The organism is Pseudomonas sp. TWR2-1-1 (genome assembly GCF_049897045.1).
Lineage (GTDB): Bacteria > Pseudomonadota > Gammaproteobacteria > Pseudomonadales > Pseudomonadaceae > Aquipseudomonas > Aquipseudomonas versuta.
The window spans coordinates 319,871-343,522 of the sequence record NZ_JAFCVM010000005.1; the positions used below are offsets into that span (position 1 = coordinate 319,871).

The window sequence follows — 23,652 nt, forward strand, 5'->3', positions numbered from 1 at the left end:
TCCTATGTCAGGTCTGGTCAGTAGTTGCTAGGTTGCCTGACTTTCCTGGGGGGCTGGTGCAGATGACTTTTAAACCTGTGGTTTGGTGTGTTCTGGTTCTGACGCTGGGCGGCTGTGGAACGGTCAAAACTGTATTCAATAGCGACGCCCAAGTGAGTGCGGCGCTCAAAAAGGAGTCAACCTATTGTGACTCCGTGCCCAGGGTTTATAGCGGTGCAGCGTTCGATCTTTGTGTTTTACACGCCCCGGCCAACACCACAGGTATGGGGGGCGGCTTGATTCCATTGTTGTTTGTAGATGTTGTCGCCTCTGCTCTGGCCGACACGCTGGCCTTGCCGTACACGATTTATCGACAGAGCAGGGATGGCAGCATATTGCTGCACTAAGTGCAGCCGTCATGGCCGACGCAGATATAGCCACTGCGCCGTATAAGCATCACCCCCCCCTCCTGCGATTCATCGGGCCATCATCTGCAGCCCTGTGTCCACAGCCGGCGTCGCGGCGGGGGTTGCGAGAGCGCGGCAAATCGCGCTGGGTCATTCCTGTGTTCTTTACGCTATAATCCCGCCCTTTAGTTGTTTCTGCGCGAAGTGCGCAGCACACCATTTTTTCAGGCGCCTGCCGCCTGCCTGCATTTCAAAGAGGCACAACCTGTGGCATTGACGATTCTTGGCCTGTCCGGCGCCCTGAGCCATGACCCCTCCGCAGCCCTGTATATCGACGGCAAGCTGGTCGCAGCGGCTGAAGAAGAGCGATTTGTACGTGATAAGCATGCCAAGAACCGCATGCCTTACGAATCGGCGAAATTCTGCCTTGAACAAGCCGGTATCAAGCCTGGCGACGTTGATGTGGTAGCGATCCCTTTCGCACCCATCAGCTTGTTCGGCAAGGCGCGCTGGCATTACGCCAAGCGTTACTGGTATGCCCCGGACCGCGCCCTTGACGCGATCCTGATGGGTAACCGCCGCTACAAGCGCTACCGCAACAAGATTGTGTTCTGCCTTGAGCAACTGGGCTTCGATCCGAAGAAAATCAAGATCGAACCGGTTGAGCATCACCTGGCCCACGCCTCCAGTGCTTATCACTGCTCGGGTTTCAAAGAGAAAACCGCGATCCTCGGCATCGACGGCAAGGGTGAGTACGCCACGACTTTCTTCGGTTATGGCGAAAACGGCAAGATCACCAAGATCAAGGAATTCTTCGATCCGGACTCCCTGGGTGGCCTGTACGGCGCGATTACCGAGTTCCTCGGTTTCGAGATGCTCGACGGCGAGTTCAAGGTGATGGGTATGGCGCCGTATGGCGATGCCAGCAAGTACGATTTCTCGCGTCTGGCTTCGTTTGAGAACGGCGAACTGGTGATCAACACCGAATACGCCAACGTCATCGGTCTGCGTCGCTATAAAGAAAACGGCAAGGGTTTCTACTTCTCGCCAAAACTGATCGAGTGGCTGGGGCCAAAGCGTGAAGGCGATATCGCCGACGAACCTTACATCCACTACGCGGCCAGCATGCAGGCGCTGTTTGAAAAACTGTCGCTGCAAATGATCGATTACTACCTGGGCGACATCCTCAAGGAAACCGGCAAGATGGCCTTCGCGGGCGGCTGCGCGTTGAACGTGAAGCTGAACCAGAAGATCATTGCCCGCCCTGAAGTCAAAGAACTGTTTGTGCAGCCTGCGTCCGGCGATGCTGGTACGGCGGTGGGCGCGGCGGCCTATGTGTCCCACGCTCGCGGCGTGCCGGTCGAGAAGATGGAACACGTCTACCTCGGCCCTGCGTACAGCAACGAAGACGTGATCGCGGCCTGTGCCCGTCACCCTGGCAAGCCGGCATATCGCAAAATCGACAATACCCCCGAGCGCATCGCCAAGATCATGGTCGACGGTAACCCGGTGGCCTGGTTCCAGGGCCGCATGGAGTTCGGTCCGCGCGCACTGGGCGGTCGTTCGATCATCGGTTGCCCGAGCAGCGAAGGCGTGGCTGACCGCATCAACGAACAAATCAAGTTCCGCGAGCGCTGGAGGCCTTTCTGCCCGTCGATGCTCGACACCGTTGGCCCGCAGATGATCAAGGTCGATCATCCGGCGCCGTTCATGACCTTCACCTTTGAAGTGTCGGACGAGTGGAAGAGCCGTGTGCCGGAAGTTGTGCATGAAGATGGCACCTCCCGTGCCCAGGTGCTCAAGCGCGAATACAACCCGCGCTACTACGACATGATGAAGGCCCTCGAAGTGCTGACCGGCAACGGTGTGTCGCTGAACACCTCGCTCAACCGTCGTGGCGAGCCGATGGTTTGCTCGCCGACCGATGCGCTGAACATGTTCTTCGGCTCCGACCTGCAGTACCTGATCATGGAAGACATTCTGGTTGTTAAAGAAGGTGCGCAAACGTATGAATCGCTCGACTGAGCGTCATGTACTGCAGTTCTGTCACGGCTATGACGGGCCGTTTCTGGACTGTGCGCGTCAGTACGCCAGCCTGTTTTCCGGTACCGGCTATCGCGTTACCACGGTCTTCCTGACCGGGGCGGCCGATCCCGAGGTGGCTGCAGGCTGCGCGTCTGATGAAGTGCTGTTTATGGAATTCAGCTCAAAGGCCATTCGTGGCCTTAAGCTGGGTGCCATCCGCGAGCTGCGTAAAATCGCAGCTTCGCGCAATTTCAGTTTTTGCATCGCCCATCGCTTCAAGCCGATTTATATCGCCTTGCTGGCCACTGGTTTGCCGGTGATTGGCGTGCATCACGCGTTTGGCGATTATCAGCGTCGCAGCCGCAAGCTGTTTGCGAACCTGTTCCGCAAGCGCCTGAGCCTGCTCGGTGTTTCGGATGCGGTGCGTGATGACATGCGCCAGTGCTTGCCCAAGTGGCCGACCGGGCGCATCAGCACGCTCTACAACCGCATCGATGTTGCTGGCGTACAAGCCGGTCAATTGCCGGGCACCCAGGCGCGTGAGGCGCTGGGGTTATCGGTTAATGGCTTTATTGTCGGCAACGTCGGGCGTCTGCATCCGGATAAAGACCAGGCCACGTTGATCCGGGGCTTTGCCCTGGCGCTGCCCGGCCTGCCTGCCGACAGTCAGCTGGCCATCCTTGGCAAGGGCCGCCTGGAGCAAGATCTTAAAGAACTGGCGATCGAGCTGGGAGTTGGCGAACAGGTGAAATTCCTGGGTCAGGTGCCTGATGCGCGTCGCTATTTCCGCGGGTTTGATGTGTTTGCCCTCAGCTCCGATCACGAACCGTTCGGCATGGTGCTGCTCGAAGCCATGGCCGCCGGTGTTCCGCTGCTGGCTACGGCCTGTGGCGGCGCCAGGGAAGTGGTCGAAGGCGTGGGGATTTTGTTCCCGCTCGGTGATGCCGAGCATTTGGCCCAGGGCCTGCAACACCTTGCGGTGCTCGATGATGCGCAGCGTCTGGCTTGCGCTGAGCTGATGCTGGCGCGCTTGCAAGAGCGATTCAGTGATCAGGCCGTGCGCGATACATTCTGGCATTTGCCGCAAGTCACCGACCTGACTGCGGAGTCCTGATGCTCAATCGATTTCAAGGCTGGCGCGAGCGTGGCTGGAGCGTTGTCGATGCTCCTGCTTATGCCGACGCCTGGCAGCGTTTTGGCGGCAGTGTTGCGACGCATCCGCTGGTAGTCGAGCGTCTGGCCCAGCTGGCGGGTATCCCGGTGCGTTATCTGGCCTGGGAGCAAAATGGCGAGCTCAAAGCTGCAATTCCTGTCTGGGGCCGTGATGTGGCCCTGTCCAAGGACGTGCTCAAGCGTCACGGTAAAAAAGGTCTGTTTGATCTGGGCAATGCCGAGCTGATCCTGCCTGCGGCAGCCGATGCCAATGCGCCGTTGCGCCATCGCGCACGTTATCTGTCGCAACTCAACGAAGGTCGTTTCAGTAACCTGGTACCCCAGGCCGAGCAGTTGGCCATGGCCCGCACACCTGAAGAGCTTTCCAAGAAGTTCCGCTATAACCAGCGCCGTGAACTTCGCTTGCTGGAAGAGGCGGGGGGTGTGGTGCGTCCGGTTGCGCAGTTTTCCAGTGTCGAACTGGCCTCTATTTACTGCGATTTGTTCCTGCGCCGCTGGGGATTTGTCGCGACCGGCGCCGAGCGTATGGCTGAAGTGATCGAACTGTTGCGCGAGCTGTTGATTGGCTCGGTGATTTTCCTGAACGATGCGCCGATTGCGATTCAGCTGGTGTATCGCGCTGAGTCGCCGGAGTGGATCAGCATTGAGTACGTCAATGGCGGCGTTGACCCCGAAACCCGTGCCTTCAGCCCTGGCAGCGTGTTGAGCTTCCTCAATACCCAGTCGGCCTGGGAGCAGGCTCGCAGCGTCAACAAGCCTTTGCGTTTCTCGTTCGGTCGTGCCGACCGCGAGTACAAAGAGCGGTGGTGCAACCCGGTGCCGGTCTTCAAAGTGTAATTGGCCTTGCAGGAGCGAGCTCGCTCCTGCAGGAAATCAAAAGCCTTAGAGCAAAAGCCATGAGCCGCAAACAACAACTTCTCAAGCGTCATCGGCGTAACAAGCGCATGGGCCTGCTGATTGGCCTGCTGGTGTTGATTGCCAGCGGTGTGCTGCTGGCCTGGTGGCTGCCACTGGTGTTGGCGGTTCTGGGCTGGGTAGCCCATGAAGCCTGGTTTGCCGACCACCTTTTCTACTCGCCAAAAGACGATTATCAGTACAGCTTTGCGCCGGACAGCGAGCGTGTGGCGGTACGTCTTGAGGGGGCAAGGCTGGTAGTCGATCAGCCTCTGGACCTGACTGGCGACGAAACCCTGATACTGGCAGTCAAGATCAAGGCCGGGATACTCGGGCGTTTTGTCGATCCGTTCGTGCAACTGCTCGCCGCCGGGGCGATGGATAAACAGACCTTCGAGCGCGGAGTTGACGGCCTGCGCTATTTGAATCTGAGCGGCTTTGCTTCATCGCTGGTCAGCGGCACGTTGCGCCTGCAAGGGCGTTTTTGCCGACTGGCGGGCGAGCCCGCGTTGTGGGTGTTTCGCCAGCCCGACTACCGTGATCAGCGGGTCATGGTGATCGCGCCCCATGCCGACGATGCCGAGCTCGCCGCCTTCGGGTTGTACAGCCAGGCCAAAGAAGCCTGGATCGTGACCCTGACTGCTGGCGAAATTGAAGCCGAACACTATCAGCACATGGGCCTTGAACGTGCCGAGGCGGCACGGCTCAAGGGTCGTCTGCGTGCCTGGGACAGCCTGGCGGTACCGCGTTGGGCGGGGGTTCCCGAAGCGCATTGCGCCCAGCTCGGGTATTTTTGCCTGCAGCTATCCGCAATGCAGGCGGCCCCCGACCAACCAATAGGTTCGCGGGAGGCAGACCTGAGCGACACTCGCCTGTTCCGTCAGCTCAACCCGTATGCGTTGCCCGGTGATCTGGATGGCGCCCCTACCTGGAACAACCTGCTTGCGGACTTGCGCGCCTTGATCCTGCGCGCGCGACCCGAAGTCATGGTGTTGCCGCATCCTGCTATCGATCCGCACCCGGACCATATCTGTGCCCATGCTGCGGTTCTTGAAGCGCTGCAAGGTCTGGAGTGGCAACCGACTACAATTCTGGGGTATGCCAACCATCTGCACGATAACGATCGCTGGCCGATGGGCGATAGCGGGGATGGCATCGCCTTGCCGCCGGTGTTCAACCCGGCCCTCGTATTGCAACCCTGCAGTTTGCCGCTCGACCTCGCGCAGCAGCGTGATAAGGCCATGGCGTTGGGCATGATGCATGACCTGCAACCGCGTGCCGCGCTCAAGCGTCGAATCCGGCGCTTGATCCAGCAGTTGCTGGCGGGCAGGAAACCTTCCCCCTATGGCGAAAATGAATTTTTCCGTAAAGCGGTCCGGCGACATGAACTGTTCTGGATCCTGAAAACCGATGCGTCCGGTCTTTACCGGGGAGAGCTATGAAGCGTTCCAAGGTTTTGCAGTTGCAGCCTGATTACAACGTCAAATCCCATGACTTTGCCGACCTTGCCGAGCAGATCGTGCGCGCTCTGCCCACTGAGCGCTACGAAATCACGGCGGCCTTTTTGCGTGGCCGTCCGGGTCCGGGCGAGCCCGTGAGCAAAGCCGATCATTCGGTGTATTTCGAGTTCAGCGACAAGTCGCTCAAGGGCATGCGTATCCGTGCCATGTGGGCGCTGTACAAGTTCTGCCGCAAAGAGCAGTTCGATGTAGTGATCTGCAACCGCTTCAAGCCGGTGAACATGATGCTGCAACTCAACCGCTGGCTGAAGATCCCGCTGTGTGTGGGGATTTCCCATGGTTTTGGCGAGTACGACCGCTTTTACCGGCGTAGTCAGGCCAAGCGCCTGATCGATAAAGCCTGGCGTTTTGTCGGTGTATCGCCTGCGGTCAAACAGTACTTGCTCGACTGCAAGTGCGGTTTCACTGAGCAAAATACCTACGCCATTACTAACGCCATCGACATCGAGCAGGCCGAGGCTCTGCAGTTGCCACGCCAGCAGGCGCGCGAAAAGCTCGGCCTGGATCAGGATGCGCGGATGATTGGCGCGCTGGGTCGCCTGGTGCCGATCAAGGGCCACCGTTTTCTGCTGCAGGCTTTCGCTGCGTTGAAAGACAAATACCCGCAGGCGCAGCTGGCAATCATTGGCGCCGGGCGCGAAGAGTCGCGTTTGCGCGAGCAGATCGGGCAGTTGGGGCTTGAGGGGCGGGCGCACCTGTTGGGCTTTCAGGAGAACGCGCTGCAGTACGTACGTGCCTTCGATATCTGGACCATGCCTTCGCTCGCTGAAGGCCTGGGGCTGGCGCTGCTGGAAGGCATGAGCGGGCATTTGCCGGTCATCGCTACCAATGTCCCGGCCATGCTGCCGTTAATTGAGGGGGCCGGCGGTCTGGCGGTCAAACCCAGTGATGTGGTGACACTGACCGCTGCGCTGGATGAGTATCTGGCATTGCCGGATGCAGCGCTGCAGGCCAAGGGCGAGCAGGCGTATCGTTACCTGCAGGAGCACCATGACATTGAGGTGTTCCGTCAGGAGTATCTGGACTTGATTGACTCTGGCCTGAGCCAGGCACGTAAGGATCGCCCATGACCGACTCGCAGCCGCTGGTGACAGTGATCATCGCTTCCTACAACCATGGCCCGTACATCGAGCAAAGCATCCAGAGCGTTCTGGATCAGACCTATCCCAATATCGAGTTGCTGGTTATCGATGATGGCTCGCCCGATGACAGCGTGGAACGTATTCAGCGCCTGCAGCAGGCCCATGGTTTCGATTTTCGGGTACAGCAGAATCAGGGGCTGACCAACACGCTCAACGGCGCGATTGCCCGCGCCAAAGGCAGCCTGATTGTGCCGTTCGGTTCGGATGACATCATGATGCCGGACCGCATTTCGGTTCAGGTCGCCTACATGGACGGCAAGCCCGAGGTCGGGATTTGCGCGGGTAACATCGAGTTGATTGATGCCGATGGCAACCTGTTTCCGGAGAAGCGTCAGCGCCGTGACGTGCCGTTTCGCCGTCTCGATTTCGAAGACATGTTTCTTGAGCGCAAGCCGTATCCGCCGGCTCCGACCCTGATGATCCGTCGTGAAGCGCTGGATAAAGTGGGGGGGTTCGACCCGCAGATCCGCCTGGAAGACTTGTATATCGAGCTGAAGATCACCCATGCCGGGTATTTCATTGATGGCTTGAACGTGGTGATGGCGCGCTATCGCAAGCACGCAACCAACTCGTACAAAAACCACCGTTTCATGATCGACAGCATTCTGAAAACCTATGCGTTATTCAGCGATCACCCGCTGTATGACGAGGTGCGGTACAAGTTTCTCAATTCCATGTTCCTGAAAACCGCGAACCGCAACCGCGCCCTGGCCCGGGAGCTGTTGGCCCAGATTCCGTTCAGGCACTGGACCGGGAAAACCTGGCGCGGGCTGGGGCGGTTGTATTTTTCGCCGCTGGAAAAGGACTAAGACCCATCTGTAGGAGCGAGCTCGCGAGCAAGCTCGCTCCTACAACCAGTCAGGCTTTGGCCTTTGCCTGTGTGCGCTGGCGTAACCAGTGCACGACTTTCTTGCCGGCTTCCATGCCCGGCTTCTCGATGTACAGGAAGGTCAGGCTGCTGATGATGATCAGCAGGCAACAGCACAGCGCCGCCAGCATCACAAAGGTCAGTGGTTCTTTGGTGTCGATCGGCAATGACAGTGGCACACGCTGGATCATCAGCCAGATCAGGAACCCGTGCAGCAGGTAGGTGCTGTAACTGATTTCGCCCATCCAGCGAATGCTGCGCAAGGTCAATGCGCCAAACAGTGTGTGGCCCGAGGCGATAATCGAGAACGCCAGTGTCAGCAGCGCCAGTGGCATGACGGCAAAGCTTTTTTGAAACTGCGTAACGACCACCAGCAAAGCAACCAGCGCAATGATCCCCGCAAGGTGCGTCTGGCTCCAGGCCAGCAGCCCGGGATGACGAATCCAGTATGCCGCTGCCACGCCCCCCAGAAAGCTCATCAGGAAGTGTTTTTTCAGCGAGTGTTCCCAGCCGACCAGCTGATACAACAAGTAGATACCCAGCAGGCACAGCACGGTCTGTATCCAGCTGCGGCGGTACAGAAACACCAGGCCGAACAGTGGCAGCGCCATATAGAAGAACACTTCGTAGCTCAGCGTCCAGGTGACGTTTGAGATCAGGATGCCGGTCTGCGGGTATTGGTTGATGTCGGGGCGGTCAAAGAGCAGCCAACTCAGTATCTGCCCGGCCACTTCCAGCGGGGCATCATTGAAGGTCCAGCCCTGGATATAAAACACGCTGAAAATCACCAGCAACAGCAGTGGTAAATACAGCGGGTAGAGGCGGAACACCCGCGACACGGCAAAGGCCAGCCAGTCGAAGTCGCGCCTCTTTTCCATCAGGCGGCCCCAAAACAGGAAGCCGGTGATCATAAAGAACAAGGCCACGCTTGCCAGTCCGATCTGGGCGTAAAACGTGCTCTCTGGCACGTTGAATATCCCGGTATGCAGAAAGACCCAGATAATCGCCATGTGGTGTACGAACACCCCGAACGCCAGATAACCGCGCAAGCCATCGACACTGGCATAGCGGCTTTGGCCGGGATGGCTGAGGTGGCGCTGCAGTGCAGGGAAATACCGCAGCAGTAATCCGGACGTGACCACGGCCAGGGCATAGGCCATTAGCGCCCAGAGAACGCTGTCGCTCGCCACGTTCAAACTTTGGCCATTTGGGTAAGCGCAGCAACCTGCTGGCGCAAACCCTCCACAGCCGTTGGTGAAGCCAGTGTCGCGTAGCCTTGGAGCAGCTCGGGAAGTTGCTCTTCGAACAGCCAGCGACGGTCTTCAGGGTAACGTTGCATGTGCCGCAGGTTTCTTTGGCGCAAGGCATTTCTTAGTGGTGAAGGGTAAATGCGCATGTCTGCGATATCGATGAGTGCGAACTCGCCATCGTCCATCAACAGTACATTGCCCAGGTGCAAGGAGCGGAAATAAACCCCTTTGTCGTGCAGTTGGGCCAGGAACTTGCCAAAGCGTTCGACCAGCGCCTGGCGCACGGAGGCAGAGCCCATTGACTGCATGACCTGGCGCAGCGTCTGGCCTGGCAGCGGCTGGTACAGCACGGCGCTGCTGCCATCGGTCAGTAGATACAGGTCGAGAATTTTTGGTGCCGGAATGCCTATTGCCTGCAAGCGCTCGCTGTTGACAGCAAAACGTTCCGAGTAGGGGTTGAAGCTGCCTGAGGTATAGCAGCGTCGGGCACGGAACAACTTGAGGAAGTTGCCGTTCTCAAGGCGCAAGACTTTGGGGCCCAGGCCGTCCTCTTCAATCACTTGTGCATGGGCTTCAAGCGTTTTGAAGGCCGGTTCGGGAAGCCGGTTAACCGCTCTGCCGCGCAGGGTCTTGAGGCGCAGATTGATATTGAGAGCAGCAATCACGGCCAGAGGAATCCACAGCAGGTACCAGTGTTCTTTCGGCCTTGGTATTAATCCACCGCCTTCGGTCAGGCCCGCACCAATGCCATACACCAGCCAGGCGGAAGCCAGGATAAACAGCGGCTGCACACGATGACGCCAGCTGCTGTACAGCCCCCACACCTGCATGAACAGCCAGGGCAGGAAGCCTAAAATGCCAACGTAATACAGCACGCCCAGGGCGAAGTTATGCGGTTCGCTCAGGATCTCATCAGTGCCTTGCGGCTGCAGTGACAATGCGGCGTCATAGCCATAGCCGATCCATGGACGCTGCTCTATAAGCGCCAGAGCCATCTGCCAGAGTTCAATGCGAAACGAACTGCCGCGGCCCAGAATCATCTCGGCGAACATCGTCATGACCACGATGCCCCCCACTACCAGCATGCTGATCAACGCCAGTGAACGGCGGTTCCAGCAAATAAAGCTGAGCCAGAGCATCGCCAGGACGACTGCCACCAATGGCGTTCTGGACCCGGTGGCCAGTATCGCTGCGAACATGATCAAAAAGGCGGGAGCAGCTATAAGCAGCACGTATGCGCGCTTGCAGGTCATGCCCAGTGCAAGCCAGTAAATACAAAAGAAGCCGAAGGCGTGGGAACTGAGCAGCGGGTTGTCGAATGCCCCCGCACCGATCATCCGCGCTTCCGGCGAGTTTGGAAGGAATACCCACAGGTTATAAAGGGTGGCGATCAAGGCAATGATGGCAGCGCTAAAGAACAGCGGCTGCAGGATGTCTGCCCGGTATTTGACCAGTAACGAGCAGCCGAAATACAACATCAACATATGCAGGGCCGGTCGCACCAGCCCCACGAAGTCATCCTGAGTGTTGCTCCAGATCAGGCTGACTATCGACCACAATGAAAGCAGGATAAAGCCGAGCACCAGCGGCTCGCGCAGAATATCTTTGAGCTCCCTGGGGCGCAGGATGATTGCGATCAGGGTGGGAATGCTGAACAAACCGTAATACAGCTTGTGATGAATGCTGCGTCCCGGCAAAAAATAAAGGTCGGATAGAAGCAGTAAAAAGCCAATGGGAAGCAGCCATAGGCAAATAAAGTCAAATACCCGATTTTTTGAATAGCTTAAGTAGCTGAATTGCATGCGGTAAAATTCATTCCGGATTTTGGATAGCCATACTAGCGTAGTGGCCATTTAATGTCGTTTTTGCTACCCCGTGGGGCCTCACCCCAACCGGCACGCAGTACACCAGAGAAGCTGTGATAAAGTCAGCATCCTTTTTTACTAACCGCCGCGTGATATGACTGAATCCAGCCCCAGCGAAAGCCAATCGAGCGTAAGAATCTATCTGCGTCTTTTAGGCTATGTCCGACCTTACATCGGCCTTTTCCTGCTGAGTATTGTCGGGTTCCTTATTTTCGCTTCGACTCAACCCATGCTTGGTTACATCCTCAAGTATTTCGTTGACGGACTGTCCAACCCGGATGCGGTGTTGTTTCCTACCGTCCCTTACCTGCGTGATCTTCGCCTGCTGCAGGCCGTGCCGATACTGATTGTGCTGATTGCAGCCTGGCAAGGCCTGGGCTCGTTCCTGGGTAACTACTTTCTGGCCAAGGTGTCCCTTGGGCTGGTACATGATCTGCGGGTCCAGCTGTTCAACAAACTGCTGGTACTGCCCAACCGTTATTTCGACAAGCACAACTCCGGCCATCTGATCTCGCGCATCACTTTCAACGTGACGATGGTCACCGGTGCCGCTACCGATGCGATCAAGGTGGTTATCCGTGAAGGCATGACGGTGGTGTTCCTGTTTGCCTCATTGCTGTGGATGAACTGGCGGCTGACGCTGGTGATGATCGCAATCTTGCCGTTGATCGCGGTGATGGTGAGTACCGCCAGCAAGAAATTCCGCAAACAGAGCAAGAAAATCCAGGTGGCAATGGGTGATGTGACCCACGTAGCGTCCGAGACCATCCAGGGCTATCGCGTCGTGCGCAGCTTTGGCGGCGAGACTTACGAGCAGAAGCGTTTTCTGGAAGCCAGCCAGAGCAACACGGACAAGCAACTGCGCATGACCCGCACCGGGGCGATTTACACGCCGATGCTGCAACTGGTCATTTATATCGCCATGGGCATTCTGATGTTCCTGGTGCTCTATCTGCGCGGTGATGCCTCAGCGGGCGACATGATTGCCTACATCACCCTGGCCGGCTTGCTGCCCAAGCCGATCCGTCAGCTGTCGGAAGTCAGCTCTACTATCCAGAAGGGTGTGGCCGGCGCTGAAAGCATTTTCGAGCAGCTGGACGAAAAACCGGAAGTGGATACAGGCACCATTGAACTTGACCATGTCACGGGCCGTCTGGATGTACGCAACCTCAACTTCACATACCCTGATACCGACCGCCAGGTGCTCAAGGATGTATCGTTCGTTGCCGAGCCCGGGCAGATGGTGGCACTGGTCGGGCGTTCCGGCAGTGGCAAGTCGACGCTGGCGAACCTGATTCCGCGCTTCTATCACCACACCTCGGGCGAAATTCTGCTCGACGGGGTCGAGATCGAACAGTATCGCTTGCTCAACCTGCGCCGCCATATCGCCCAGGTCACCCAGCACGTGACCCTGTTCAGCGATACCGTTGCCAACAACATTGCCTATGGCGACCTGGCCGGTGCACCGCGTGCCGATATCGAAAAAGCCGCCCGCGATGCCTACGCGATGGACTTCATCGAGCAGTTGCCACACGGCCTGGATACTCAGGTCGGGGAAAACGGCGTGCTGCTTTCCGGCGGTCAGCGTCAGCGTCTGGCGATTGCCCGGGCACTGCTCAAAAACGCTCCGGTGCTTATCCTCGATGAGGCGACCTCGGCTCTTGATACCGAGTCCGAGCGCCATATTCAGGCGGCACTGGATCACGTCATGAAGGGCCGCACCACACTGGTGATTGCCCACCGTCTTTCGACGATTGAAAAGGCCGACATGATTCTGGTCATGGACCAGGGCGAAATCGTCGAGCGCGGCACCCATACCCAATTGTTGGCGCAAAACGGTTACTACGCCCGACTGCACTCGATGGGTCTTGATGCTCCGCAGACCTCGGGCGATATCGCCTAGCAGGGGCAGCCCGATTTGTGGGAGCCGGCAAGCCGGCTTCCACAGTAAGGTCGACCGCAGTTTGCAGTCCTCGCCTGATTCTCATTCGCTGCATTAATACCGCGAACTGACCTGGGTTCACCCTGTGTTAATATCGCGCCTCTGTTCATTTTGTATGTGGGTTCTCCATGAAGTTGTCCATGCCGCGATTCGATCAAGCCCCTGTCTTGGTGGTAGGCGATGTCATGCTCGACCGTTATTGGCATGGCGGAACCTCGCGGATTTCCCCTGAGGCGCCGGTGCCGGTGGTCAAGGTCGAGCAAATCGAAGACCGCCCGGGCGGTGCTGCCAACGTTGCCTTGAACATTGCCGCTCTTGGCGCACCCGCATCTCTGGTGGGCGTGACCGGCGATGACGAAGCCGCCGACAGTCTGGCCAATAGCCTCAAGGGTGCAGGCGTGCGGGCACTGTTCCAGCGCATTGCGCACCAGCCAACCATCGTCAAGCTGCGGGTCATGAGTCGCCACCAGCAACTGCTGCGTATCGACTTCGAAGAACCGTTCGCCACCGACGCGCAGGCGTTGGGTGCCGAAGTTGAAAACCTGCTTGAAGGCGTCAAGGTGCTGGTGCTGTCTGACTACGGCAAAGGCGCATTGAAAAACCATCAGGTATTGATCCAGGCCGCACGTGCCCGGGGCATTCCGGTGTTGGCCGATCCTAAAGGCAAGGACTTCTCGATTTACCGTGGTGCCAGCCTGATCACGCCCAACCTCAGCGAGTTTGAAACCATCGTTGGCGGTTGCGCCGATGAGGCCGAGCTGGTGTCCAAAGGCGCCAAACTGATGGCTGATCTGGACCTGGGCGCCTTGCTGGTGACACGCGGGGAGCACGGCATGACGCTGTTGCGTCCAGGCTTTGCGGCCATGCACCTGCCTGCTCGCGCCCGTGAAGTGTTTGACGTAACGGGTGCCGGCGACACGGTTATCTCTACCCTCGCTGCCGCGATTGCTGCTGGCGAAGAGCTGCCCCACGCCGTGGCGCTGGCCAATCTGGCTGCCGGCATTGTGGTTGGCAAGCTGGGTACGGCCGCCATCAGTGCGCCGGAGTTGCGTCGTGCGATTCAGCGCGAAGAGGGTTCCGAGCGCGGTGTGCTGAAGCTCGATCAGTTGTTGCTGGCCATCGATGATGCGCGGGCGCACAACGAGAAAATAGTGTTTACCAACGGCTGCTTCGACATTTTGCATGCCGGGCACGTGACCTATCTGGAACAAGCGCGGGCGCAAGGCGATCGCCTGATCGTTGCGGTCAATGACGATGCTTCGGTGAGTCGCCTCAAGGGGCCAGGGCGTCCGATCAACAGCGTTGATCGGCGCATGGCGGTATTGGCAGGTCTGGGCGCTGTGGACTGGGTGATCAGCTTTGCGGAGGCAACGCCCGAAAACCTGTTGGCCCAGGTCAAGCCGGACGTGCTGGTCAAAGGCGGTGATTACGGAATCGACCAGGTGGTGGGTGCCGATATCGTGACGTCTTATGGCGGCACAGTGAAAGTGCTGGGGCTGGTTGAAAACAGCTCGACCACGGCGATTGTCGAGAAAATCCGCGGTCAGTAATGATCCCGCTTCTGTAGGAGCGAGCTTTTGATCTTGAAAAAGCTCGCGAGCAAGCTCGCTCCTACAGTGTCATGCCTCTCTCTTCACCACCTTTCTGAATATCTGCCGTGCCTTGCCGGTCAGGCTTTTGAGCCTCGATTCCTTGCCCGGCGCGCTCAAGCCTTGCTGGATGAGCCAGTCCTTCCAGCGAATGCGTTCATCGCTTACCACCCAGCCTTCCTGATGGGCAAAACTCTCAGCCAGATACAGGCCGCGCGTGCTCGCACTGTGCAGCCGGTCCTTGTGCAGGGTGTAGAGCTCGGCACAGGGCTGGCCGTCAGTCAGCGGCATCAGGTACAGGTCTGCACGTTTGCGGTCGAGCCGTGCCACCAGTTGGTCGCCCTCCAGTCGTTCGTCGACGTGGAACAGGCTCAGGGACTTGGCTTCCTTGGGCACTTCCAGGCGTAAATCGTAAATCAGCTGCAGTGATGCCGTCGGCAAGTGCACGTAGGCCCTGGGGCGCTCGATTAATGGCTGGCTGCCACAGCGGACGGGGCGGGCCGCGCCGGACAAAGGCGTGAGACGAAAGGGCAGGGCTTCACGATAATGCAGTGCACTGGCGTAAGGCGCGGGTAACCATGTTTCGTTGAAGCGTCCGCTGAGCCAGCCTTCCGGGGTCTCAAGCAAACACTCTTCAGCAATTTCCTGGATGGCCGTGTGCAGGGGCAGGCTGACCTCGTGGGCAGGTACGTAGCCCGAGATCAATTTGAGTACTACGTCCCCCCGATCCTGGCGCCGCTGGCGCACCAGCACCCAATAATCACGGCCTTGCCAGTTCAACGTCAGGCGAACGGATACGCCAAGGTTGGCCAGCTCCAGAGAAAACCTCTGGGTGTCGGCGACCTTGACCGGGCGGCGTTTTTGCAAGGTTTGTGCAAAGTTCAGGGGCCTGCCGATCGCCTGGTAGCTCAACCCTTCGGGCGTGGCCTCGACAAACAACGGCAGGGTTTTAAAGTCACTGGGGTTTTTGCGAATCAGCGAACGCGGCATGTCGGCTCCTTCTTGCGTCGGGGTCGGCCGCATCGGCGGCTTCAGAGGTTACGCAGAACCTGCGCAACAGTTGCCACGTTATGGGCCAGGTGCAGCGGATTGATGGTGCCGACAATAGCACTGGCAACCCCGGGATGGCCAAATACCAGTTCGAAGCTGGCACGCACCGGATCAACTCCCGGACTCAGGCAAACATGACCGCTGGCCAGGGCTTTTTTAACCAGAATCGCTTTGCCATGGGCGGCCGCGTAATCAATGACGGGGCGTTCGGCCTGTTCATTGAGGTTGTAGGTCACCATTGCGCAGTCGCCGGTCTCCAGGGCTTTTAGCCCGCCTTCGACGGTTTTCCCCGACAGCCCGAAACCGCGGATTTTACCCTCGCGCTTCAGCTCGGCCAGGGTCTCGTAGACTTGCGATTCGTTGAGGATCGCAAGGTCATTGCCATCTGAATGCACGAGTACCAGATCGATAAAATCCGTTTCAAGGCGTTGCAGGCTGCGTTCAACTGAGCGCCGCGTATGGGCGCCACTAAAGTCGTGGCGTGATACGCCGTTATCGAATTCTTCGCCGACCTTGCTGACAATCACCCAGTCCTGACGATGGCCCCGCAGCAGCGGGCCAAGCCGCTCTTCACTGCGGCCGTAGGCGGGGGCTGTATCGATCAGGTTGATCCCTAAATCCCGGCTCAGCTTGAGCAGCATTTTCGCTTCGCCATCATCCGGGATCTTGAAACCGCTGGGGTATTTAACCCCTTGGTCACGCCCCAGTTTGACGGTACCCAGGCCCAGTGGCGAAACCAGCAGGCCGGTACTGCCCAATGGGCGATGAAGGTCGTGCAGGGTTGGCTGGCTCATGGCAACAGCTGCTCCCACGCTGTTTCACCCAGTGGAGGGCGCGCAAACTCAGGCAGGGCAGGCACATTGCCTGGCTTGATACCGTCATTTTCCAGCGCACTGATGACCCGGTCCGCGAAGTCGGGTGCCAGCGCCAGCTTGGTTGGCCAGCCGACCAGTAAACGGCCCTGATCGGCGAGGAAAGCGTTGTCGGGGCGTACCAGCCCGGACTGCGCAGGCTCGGCGCGATTGACCCGCAGCGTGGCCCATTGCGCCTGACTCAGATCGATCCATGGCAACAAATTGCCCAGTTCTTTGCGTGCAACGGCGATTTGCTCTTCAGAAGTGCGCGCCACACCGTCTGCTTCGGCGATGTCACCGCCCAAATACCAGACCCATTCGCCATTGGCTGCCGGGTGCGTGGTCACGGTAATACGTGGCTTGGGGCCACCGCCCAGACAATGGGCATACAGAGGTTTGAGGCTTGGGCCCTTGACCAGCACCATGTGCAGCGGTCGCAGTTGTTGCGCCGGGACACTGATCCCGGCACTGGCCAACAATTCGGCATTGCCGGCTCCGGCGCTGAAAATGATGCGTTGGGCATGAATCTCGCGCCCGTCGATCCGTAGGCCGATCAGCTCGTCATTCTCAATCACCGGTTCAATGTTCTGGCCTGCCAGCAAACCATCGCCCGCCAGCTCGGCCAGGCGCTCAATCAGGCTCGGGACGTCGACCACCAGTTCGGACAGGCGATAGACCTTGCCCTTGAATCGGGGGTCTTGCAGGGCAGGAGGTAATTGATCGCCTTTGACCTGATCCACACGTCCGCGTACGGCTTTGCTGGCGAAGAAGCTGGTGAGGTTGCCGGCCAGGGTGCCGGGTGACCACAGGTAGTGGGCTTCGGAGAGCAAGCGTACGCCGTTCAAGTCCAGCTCGCCGTTACCGGCAAGGGCTTCGCGCCAGCGTCGGGGCATATCGGCAATAGCTTCCGAGGCGCCGGTCAGCGCGCCATGCAGCGCGTACTTCGCCCCGCCGTGGATGATGCCCTGGGACTTTACAGTCTGCGCGCCACCAAGCGTCCCGTTCTCGACCAGTACCGTGGAAAAGCCCAGGCGGCGCAGGCGGGCATTGAGCCAGAGGCCTGCAACACCAGCGCCGACAATCAGTACGTCGGTGGAAATAACGGATGGCATGGTCGACCTCAGCGTTCAAAGACAAGGCTGGGAGTATACAGCCTGATCCGGACTCTGACTTTTTGTGGGCGTTGAGGATTTATGGGAGATCCGCTACTCGTAGCAGTTGCCGCAGGCTACGTCCGGTTGCGCAGCAATCGTAAACTCGGCCCCTGCGTTTTAACTGGACGATCGCTTACCCTGGTTTTACGGCGGCCATGCCGCCGGACGTAGCCTGCGGCAACTGCTAAGGGGGGAGGGGGTCAATGCCCCGCTGTTTTCGAGAACAGCTGGATCACCACCACCCCGAGCACGATCAAACCCATGCCGAGCATGGCCGGTACATCGAGTTTTTGACCATAGATGAACAGCGCCGCGATGCTCACCATCACAATCCCCAACCCGGCCCAGACGGCATAGGCCACACCCACCGGGATCGTACGCACCACCAGGGTCAGCATCCAGAATGCGGTGGCGTAACCGGCAATCACCAGAATCAGTGGCAACGGTGTGCTGAAACCTTTGATCGCCTTCATGGAAACGGTGGCGATTACTTCGGCGCAAATGGCGATGGCCAAATAGTAGTAGGCATTCATGGTGGAGTCCTGAGGGGTAGTGCGGGGCAATTTAACAGCAAGCCATTCTAGAGAGTGTAAAAGTGTATTGCGTTTTGATTGCGACAGACGCCGCAGACATCTCGACATGACCGGCCCCCCGGGTGCCATCATGGGTAATACTTTTTCAAGTAAACTCCGCGCCCATGAATAGAACTCTCTACACCTTGCTGTTTCATCTGGGGCTGCCACTGGTGGCGATTCGCTTATGGCTGCGGGCGCGCAAGGCGCCGGCCTATGCCAAGCGTGTGGGCGAGCGCTTTGCGCTGAATCATGCGGTGCTGCAGCCAGGCGGGATCTGGGTGCACGCGGTATCAGTGGGCGAGAGTATCGCTGCCGCACCGATGATCCGGGCGTTGCTCCTGCGTTATCCACAGATGCCGATTACCGTGACGTGCATGACCCCTACCGGGTCCGAGCGGATCCAGGCCATGTTCGCCAACGAGCCGCGGATTCAACATTGTTACCTGCCTTACGATTTGCCCTGGGCCGCGGCGCGCTTTCTGGACCGGATACAGCCCAGACTTGCAGTGATCATGGAAACTGAACTGTGGCCTAACCACATCCACCAGTGCGCCAGGCGCGGGATTCCTGTTGCACTGGCCAATGCGCGGTTGTCGGCCCGTTCGGCCAAGGGCTATGCACGTTTCGCCAAACTGACCCGGCCGATGCTCGAAGAGATGAGCCTGATTGCCGCACAGACCGAAACCGAAGCCGAGCGCTTTCGTCAGTTGGGTGCCCGTCCCGAATGCGTTGAGGTGACGGGTTCAATCAAGTTTGATCTGAGTATCGATCCGCAGTTGCTGATCAGGGCCGGCGAATTGCGTGAGCACTGGCAAGCGCAAGATCGCCCGGTATGGATTGCCGCGAGTACCCATGAAGGCGAAGACGCGATTGTGCTCGCGGCCCATCGTCAATTGCTGGCCCGTCACCCCGATGCCCTGCTGATTCTGGTACCGCGTCACCCTGAGCGCTTCAATTCGGTGTTTGAGCTGTGCCAACGAGAAAATTTCGCCACCGTGCGACGCTCAAGCGGCGAGCGGGTCAGTGCCGGGGTACAGGTGCTGTTGGGCGACACCATGGGCGAGTTGCTGTTTTTGTATGCGCTGGCCGACAGTGCATTTGTCGGTGGCAGCCTGGTTCCCAATGGCGGGCATAACTTGCTGGAGCCGGCAGCCCTGGCCAAACCGGTACTGAGCGGGCCCCACCTGTTCAACTTCCTCGAAATTGCCGCGCTGTTGCGCGAGGCCGGTGCACTGCAAGAGGTGGATGACGCACAAGGATTGGCAGTTGCAGTACAACGCCTGTTTGAACTGCCGCAAGATGCGCAGCGCATGGCCGAAGCAGGACTGAAGGTGATGCAGGCCAATCAGGGCGCACTGCAGCGCCTGCTGGAGGGGTTGGGGCGACTTCTCAAAGGGTGATCCGGTTTTGCGTTGGGCGGCACTGACCCGGTCAGTGCCGCTGCAAGCCTGCAACCTTGCTTGTGCAGGTTGCAGGCTTTTCTTCAATTACCCGGTGAACGCATATTGGCTTCTGCGGCCTGGGCCAGGTCCGGTGGCAGAAAGTCCTTGTCCGGGTTGTAGTCAGCTTTCAGATAGCGTGACAGCGCTTCGAGATCGCCCGGGTTCAAGGTGCCCGCAGCCTGTTTAAGTCGCAGGTTGTCGAGGATGTAGTCATAGCGGGAATTGTTGTAATCGCGCACCGAGGTATAGAGCTGACGCTGGGCATCAAGCACGTCAACGATGTTGCGCGTACCTACCTGATAACCGATTTCTGTGGCTTCCAGCGCACTCTGGTTGGAGATGATCGACTGTTTGCGCGCTTGTACCTGCTCGACATCGGTATTGACCGCGCGGTGCAGGTTGCGGGTGTTTTCGACCACCTGGCGGCGCATCGATTCACGCTGTTGTTCGGTCTGGTTCAGCCGTGAGTAGGACTCACGCACTTGCGAGCTGGTCAGGCCGCCGCTGTAGATCGGGATGTTGAGCTGCAAGCCGATGCTGCGTTGCGACACATCCCCGCTGTAGTGCTGCTGCAACGCGTTCGGGTTGCTCAGACCAAAGCCGTCGTTGTCGCCGGTTTTGTATTGCGCCACTGCATCCAGGGTCGGCGCGTGACCGGCTTTGCGCTGCTTGAGGGTTTCTTCGGCAGCTTCCACCGCGAAGTTGCTGGCCAGCAGATTGAGGTTTTGCCTGGCGGCGGTGTCGACCCAGGCCTTGGCATCATTCGGCGTCGGCGGCAGGATCGGCAAGGTGTGACGCATGCCCTCAATCGAGTTGTACTGACGGTTGGTCAGGGTGATCAGCGCTTCAAACGCATCCGCCACCTGGCGTTGCGCCAGGAGCCGGTTGGCCCGGGCCGTGTCATAGCTGGCTTGAGATTGCAGCACGTCGGTCTTGTCCGACAACCCCACATCGAAGCGCTCGCGGGACTGGTCCAGCTGGCGCTTGAATGCAGCTTCTTCAGCCTTGGTCGAGGCCAGAGTGTCCTGTGCTCGCAGTACCGAGAAGTATGAGTTGGCGGTTTGCAGTATCAGATTTTGCTCGGTGGCCGACAGTTGCAGTGCAGCCTGTTCATTGACCGACTCGGCAGCTTTTAACTGGAACCAGCGATCGGCGCGGAAAAGCGGCTGAGCCAGGGTGGCCTGGTACACCACTGCACTGCGTGTGGTGGTCAGTGACGGCTGATCAATGGAGGTGCGCACATTGGTCGACTCGGCTCCCCCCGACAGGTTGGGCAGCAAACCGGCACGGGCCTGGGGCACGACTTCCTTGCGAGCATCGTAATCGGCGCGGGCTGCAGCCAGATCGGCGTTATTGTCGACGGCTTCATGGTAAACGCTGACCAGGCCGTTCTGGCTGGATAGAGGCGCTTGTGTATCCAGCGCCATTGCATTGGTCGCCCAGGACACGGCGATAGCCAGTGAGAGTTTGCGCAGCATGAGCGATCCCTAGTTCAATAATGCGAAAAATAAAGGCCCGAGGCCGTGTTCCGACGCTCGTGGTTTCAAGACGTAGCGAGTGTAGTAGTGGTGGCACCTTGCAACAATCCCGATCTTGCGCCTTTCATCACGCGACTTATTTCGGGGTTGGCGTTCTGCGTCACTCTTCTCTAGACTGGCCACGTTCTTGTCGGGGTGCCTTGCTATGAGGCTGAGATCGAATAATTTCGGATCCCGTTGAACCTGATCAGGTTAAAGCCTGCGTAGGGAACAAGATTTCTCGTCTCCCGGCGAGTCCTCTTGAGTGCCGTCCGGGATCGATTGTTCAAAAAGTGATCAATCGTTCGAGGCCGTCACTCAGCATCCAGTCCTTGGGTGCCTCCGTGCTTTTTTCAGGTTCTACCTCCGACAATCCGCCTGGAAGCAGTCTGGAGAGCCGTGATGAGTACAAAACCAAAAAACGCGATCAATCTCAGTGATTCGGCCAAGGTCGATGAGCAATCGGTCAAGCCGTTTACCCGCTCGCAAAAAGTCTATGTACAGGGTTCGCGCCCTGACATTCTGGTGCCGATGCGTGAAGTCAGCCTGGATGTCACCCCCACTGATTTTGGCGGTGAAATCAACGCGCCGGTATTGATCTACGACACCTCTGGCCCGTATACCGACCCGTCTGTGCAAATCGACGTGCGCAAAGGTCTGGGTGATGTGCGTTCGGCGTGGATCGATGACCGTGGCGACACCGAGCGCCTGCCGGGCCTGAGCTCCAACTTCGGGCAGATGCGCCTCGACGATGCCGAGCTGACCAAGCTGCGTTTCGCCCACGTGAAAAACCCGCGTCGGGCCAGGGCCGGGGCCAACGTCAGCCAGATGCACTATGCGCGTAAGGGCATCATTACCGCCGAGATGGAATACGTCGCCATCCGCGAAAACATGAAGCTGCAGGAAGCGCGGGCTGCCGGTTTGCTTGATCAGCAGCACCCGGGTCACAGTTTCGGCGCCAGCATCCCTAAAGAAATCACTGCCGAATTCGTGCGCGAAGAGATCGCCCGCGGTCGCGCCATCATCCCGGCCAACATCAACCACGTTGAACTGGAACCGATGATTATCGGGCGTAACTTCCTGGTGAAAATCAACGGCAACATCGGCAACAGTGCGCTGGGCTCCTCGATTGAAGAAGAAGTGGCCAAGCTGACCTGGGGCATTCGCTGGGGGTCGGACACGGTCATGGACTTGTCCACCGGCAAACACATTCACGAAACCCGCGAGTGGATCATCCGCAACTCGCCGGTGCCCATTGGTACCGTGCCGATTTATCAGGCGCTGGAGAAGGTTAACGGCGCGGCCGAAGACCTGACCTGGGAGTTGTTCCGCGACACCCTGATCGAACAGGCCGAGCAGGGCGTTGACTACTTCACCATTCACGCCGGTGTGTTGCTGCGCTACGTACCGCTGACCGCCAAGCGCGTGACCGGGATTGTTTCGCGCGGTGGTTCGATCATGGCCAAGTGGTGCCTGGCGCACCACAAGGAAAACTTCCTCTACACCCATTTCGACGAAATCTGCGAAATCATGAAGGCCTACGACGTCAGCTTCTCGCTGGGAGATGGCCTGCGTCCGGGTTCGATTGCCGACGCCAACGATGCGGCGCAGTTCGGTGAACTGGAAACCCTGGGCGAGCTGACCAAGATCGCCTGGAAGCACGACGTGCAGTGCATGATCGAAGGTCCGGGCCATGTGCCGATGCAGCTGATCAAAGAGAACATGGACAAGCAGCTGGAGTGCTGCGACGAAGCGCCGTTCTACACCCTTGGCCCGCTGACCACCGACATCGCGCCGGGTTACGACCACATCACCTCGGGCATCGGTGCGGCCATGATCGGCTGGTTCGGTTGCGCCATGCTGTGTTACGTCACGCCCAAGGAACACCTGGGGTTGCCGAACAAGGATGACGTGAAGACCGGGATTATCACCTACAAGATTGCGGCCCACGCGGCCGACCTGGCCAAGGGACATCCGGGGGCGCAAATCCGCGACAACGCCTTGAGCAAGGCGCGCTTTGAATTCCGCTGGGAAGACCAGTTCAACCTCGGTCTGGACCCGGACACGGCCCGTTCTTACCACGACGAAACCTTGCCCAAGGATTCGGCCAAGGTCGCGCACTTCTGTTCCATGTGCGGACCTAAATTCTGCTCGATGAAAATCACCCAGGAAGTGCGTATCTACGCGGCTAACCAGCGCATTGAGGCGGTGGATGCAGAAGTTGCCCAGGGCCTGGCGGACCAGGCCGAGCGCTTCAAGCAGGAAGGCAGTCAGCTTTACAAAAAGGTGTGATGTAAACCTTCTGGCCAAGTCGCCGGGCCGCCCCGGGCCCCCAAAATTTGGCCCAAAATTTGGGGGGCCGGGGGGCGGCGGGGTGGGTAGCCAAAAAAAAAAAAGACCGATTTA

The 23,652-nt window shown here is 58.7% G+C and carries 18 protein-coding genes and 1 riboswitch; of the genes, 11 read left to right on the forward strand and 7 right to left on the reverse strand.

What is annotated here, in order from left to right; genetic code table 11:
- The first annotated feature begins 62 nt into the window (after positions 1-62).
- The 7 genes from ACP7BO_RS15140 (at position 63) to ACP7BO_RS15170 (ending at position 7,949) form a co-directional block, all read left to right on the forward strand.
- Entirely contained in the window at positions 63-386 is a 324-nt protein-coding gene (locus tag ACP7BO_RS15140; protein WP_426211203.1) for a YceK/YidQ family lipoprotein, read from the forward strand.
- A gap of 267 nt (positions 387-653) precedes the next feature.
- Entirely contained in the window at positions 654-2,411 is a 1,758-nt protein-coding gene (locus ACP7BO_RS15145) for a carbamoyltransferase family protein (RefSeq protein WP_003438928.1), read from the forward strand.
- Positions 2,395-3,525 (forward strand): glycosyltransferase, encoded by a 1,131-nt coding sequence (locus ACP7BO_RS15150; protein ID WP_397455075.1) that lies wholly within the window; start codon positions 2,395-2,397, stop codon positions 3,523-3,525. Before ACP7BO_RS15145 ends, ACP7BO_RS15150 begins: the two co-directional genes overlap by 17 nt.
- Positions 3,525-4,421 carry an antimicrobial resistance protein Mig-14 gene (locus tag ACP7BO_RS15155; RefSeq protein WP_397455074.1) on the forward strand — a complete coding sequence of 299 codons (897 nt, stop codon included), beginning with the start codon at positions 3,525-3,527 and terminating at the stop codon, positions 4,419-4,421. The genes ACP7BO_RS15150 and ACP7BO_RS15155 overlap by 1 nt, the downstream gene beginning before the upstream one ends.
- 59 nt (positions 4,422-4,480) lie before the next feature.
- Positions 4,481-5,920, forward strand: coding sequence for a PIG-L deacetylase family protein (locus tag ACP7BO_RS15160; protein ID WP_426211205.1), 1,440 nt, complete (start codon positions 4,481-4,483; stop codon positions 5,918-5,920).
- The gene (locus tag ACP7BO_RS15165; RefSeq protein WP_426211207.1) at positions 5,917-7,068 is read left to right on the forward strand and encodes a glycosyltransferase; all 1,152 of its coding nucleotides are present in this window, start codon (positions 5,917-5,919) and stop codon (positions 7,066-7,068) included. The genes ACP7BO_RS15160 and ACP7BO_RS15165 overlap by 4 nt, the downstream gene beginning before the upstream one ends.
- Complete coding sequence (locus ACP7BO_RS15170) at positions 7,065-7,949, forward strand: glycosyltransferase (protein ID WP_426211209.1); 885 nt, start codon at positions 7,065-7,067, stop codon at positions 7,947-7,949. The genes ACP7BO_RS15165 and ACP7BO_RS15170 overlap by 4 nt, the downstream gene beginning before the upstream one ends.
- Positions 7,950-7,998: 49 nt before the next feature.
- Here the strand turns inward: ACP7BO_RS15170 and ACP7BO_RS15175 are convergent, their stop codons facing one another.
- A complete protein-coding gene (locus ACP7BO_RS15175; RefSeq protein WP_426211211.1) occupies positions 7,999-9,204 on the reverse strand; it encodes an acyltransferase family protein in 1,206 nt (401 codons plus the stop codon).
- Positions 9,201-11,060 carry an O-antigen ligase family protein gene (locus ACP7BO_RS15180; protein WP_426211213.1) on the reverse strand — a complete coding sequence of 620 codons (1,860 nt, stop codon included), beginning with the start codon at positions 11,058-11,060 and terminating at the stop codon, positions 9,201-9,203. Before ACP7BO_RS15180 ends, ACP7BO_RS15175 begins: the two co-directional genes overlap by 4 nt.
- A gap of 157 nt (positions 11,061-11,217) precedes the next feature.
- On the opposite strand from ACP7BO_RS15180, the gene msbA reads away from it, so the two are divergent.
- On the forward strand, positions 11,218-13,026 hold the full coding sequence (msbA, locus tag ACP7BO_RS15185; protein WP_397455068.1) for a lipid A export permease/ATP-binding protein MsbA: 1,809 nt from the start codon (positions 11,218-11,220) through the stop codon (positions 13,024-13,026).
- Positions 13,027-13,193: 167 nt separating this feature from the next.
- Complete coding sequence (gene hldE, locus ACP7BO_RS15190; RefSeq protein WP_426211215.1) at positions 13,194-14,615, forward strand: bifunctional D-glycero-beta-D-manno-heptose-7-phosphate kinase/D-glycero-beta-D-manno-heptose 1-phosphate adenylyltransferase HldE; 1,422 nt, start codon at positions 13,194-13,196, stop codon at positions 14,613-14,615.
- A gap of 69 nt (positions 14,616-14,684) precedes the next feature.
- On the opposite strand, the gene ACP7BO_RS15195 is transcribed toward hldE, so the two are convergent.
- From ACP7BO_RS15195 to ACP7BO_RS15210, 4 genes are all read right to left on the reverse strand, one after another.
- Entirely contained in the window at positions 14,685-15,644 is a 960-nt protein-coding gene (locus ACP7BO_RS15195) for a metal ABC transporter ATPase (RefSeq protein WP_397455067.1), read from the reverse strand.
- A gap of 41 nt (positions 15,645-15,685) precedes the next feature.
- Positions 15,686-16,498 (reverse strand): aldo/keto reductase, encoded by an 813-nt coding sequence (locus ACP7BO_RS15200; RefSeq protein ID WP_397455066.1) that lies wholly within the window; start codon positions 16,496-16,498, stop codon positions 15,686-15,688.
- The gene (locus ACP7BO_RS15205) at positions 16,495-17,670 is read right to left on the reverse strand and encodes an NAD(P)/FAD-dependent oxidoreductase (protein WP_060695824.1); all 1,176 of its coding nucleotides are present in this window, start codon (positions 17,668-17,670) and stop codon (positions 16,495-16,497) included. Before ACP7BO_RS15205 ends, ACP7BO_RS15200 begins: the two co-directional genes overlap by 4 nt.
- Positions 17,671-17,912: 242 nt before the next feature.
- Positions 17,913-18,245: a DMT family transporter gene (locus tag ACP7BO_RS15210; RefSeq protein ID WP_060695822.1), complete on the reverse strand. Its 333-nt coding sequence runs from the start codon at positions 18,243-18,245 to the stop codon at positions 17,913-17,915.
- A gap of 164 nt (positions 18,246-18,409) precedes the next feature.
- On the opposite strand from ACP7BO_RS15210, the gene waaA reads away from it, so the two are divergent.
- Positions 18,410-19,687 (forward strand): lipid IV(A) 3-deoxy-D-manno-octulosonic acid transferase, encoded by a 1,278-nt coding sequence (waaA, locus tag ACP7BO_RS15215; protein ID WP_426211218.1) that lies wholly within the window; start codon positions 18,410-18,412, stop codon positions 19,685-19,687.
- 83 nt (positions 19,688-19,770) lie between these two features.
- Here waaA and ACP7BO_RS15220 read toward each other — a convergent pair whose 3' ends face one another.
- Positions 19,771-21,207, reverse strand: coding sequence for a TolC family outer membrane protein (locus ACP7BO_RS15220; RefSeq protein WP_397455064.1), 1,437 nt, complete (start codon positions 21,205-21,207; stop codon positions 19,771-19,773).
- A 181-nt stretch (positions 21,208-21,388) separates the two neighbouring features.
- A riboswitch (TPP riboswitch) is annotated at positions 21,389-21,494 on the forward strand.
- A 154-nt stretch (positions 21,495-21,648) separates the two neighbouring features.
- Here ACP7BO_RS15220 and thiC point away from each other — a divergent pair.
- Positions 21,649-23,538 (forward strand): phosphomethylpyrimidine synthase ThiC, encoded by a 1,890-nt coding sequence (gene thiC / locus ACP7BO_RS15225; protein ID WP_426211220.1) that lies wholly within the window; start codon positions 21,649-21,651, stop codon positions 23,536-23,538.
- Positions 23,539-23,652 lie beyond the last annotated feature (114 nt).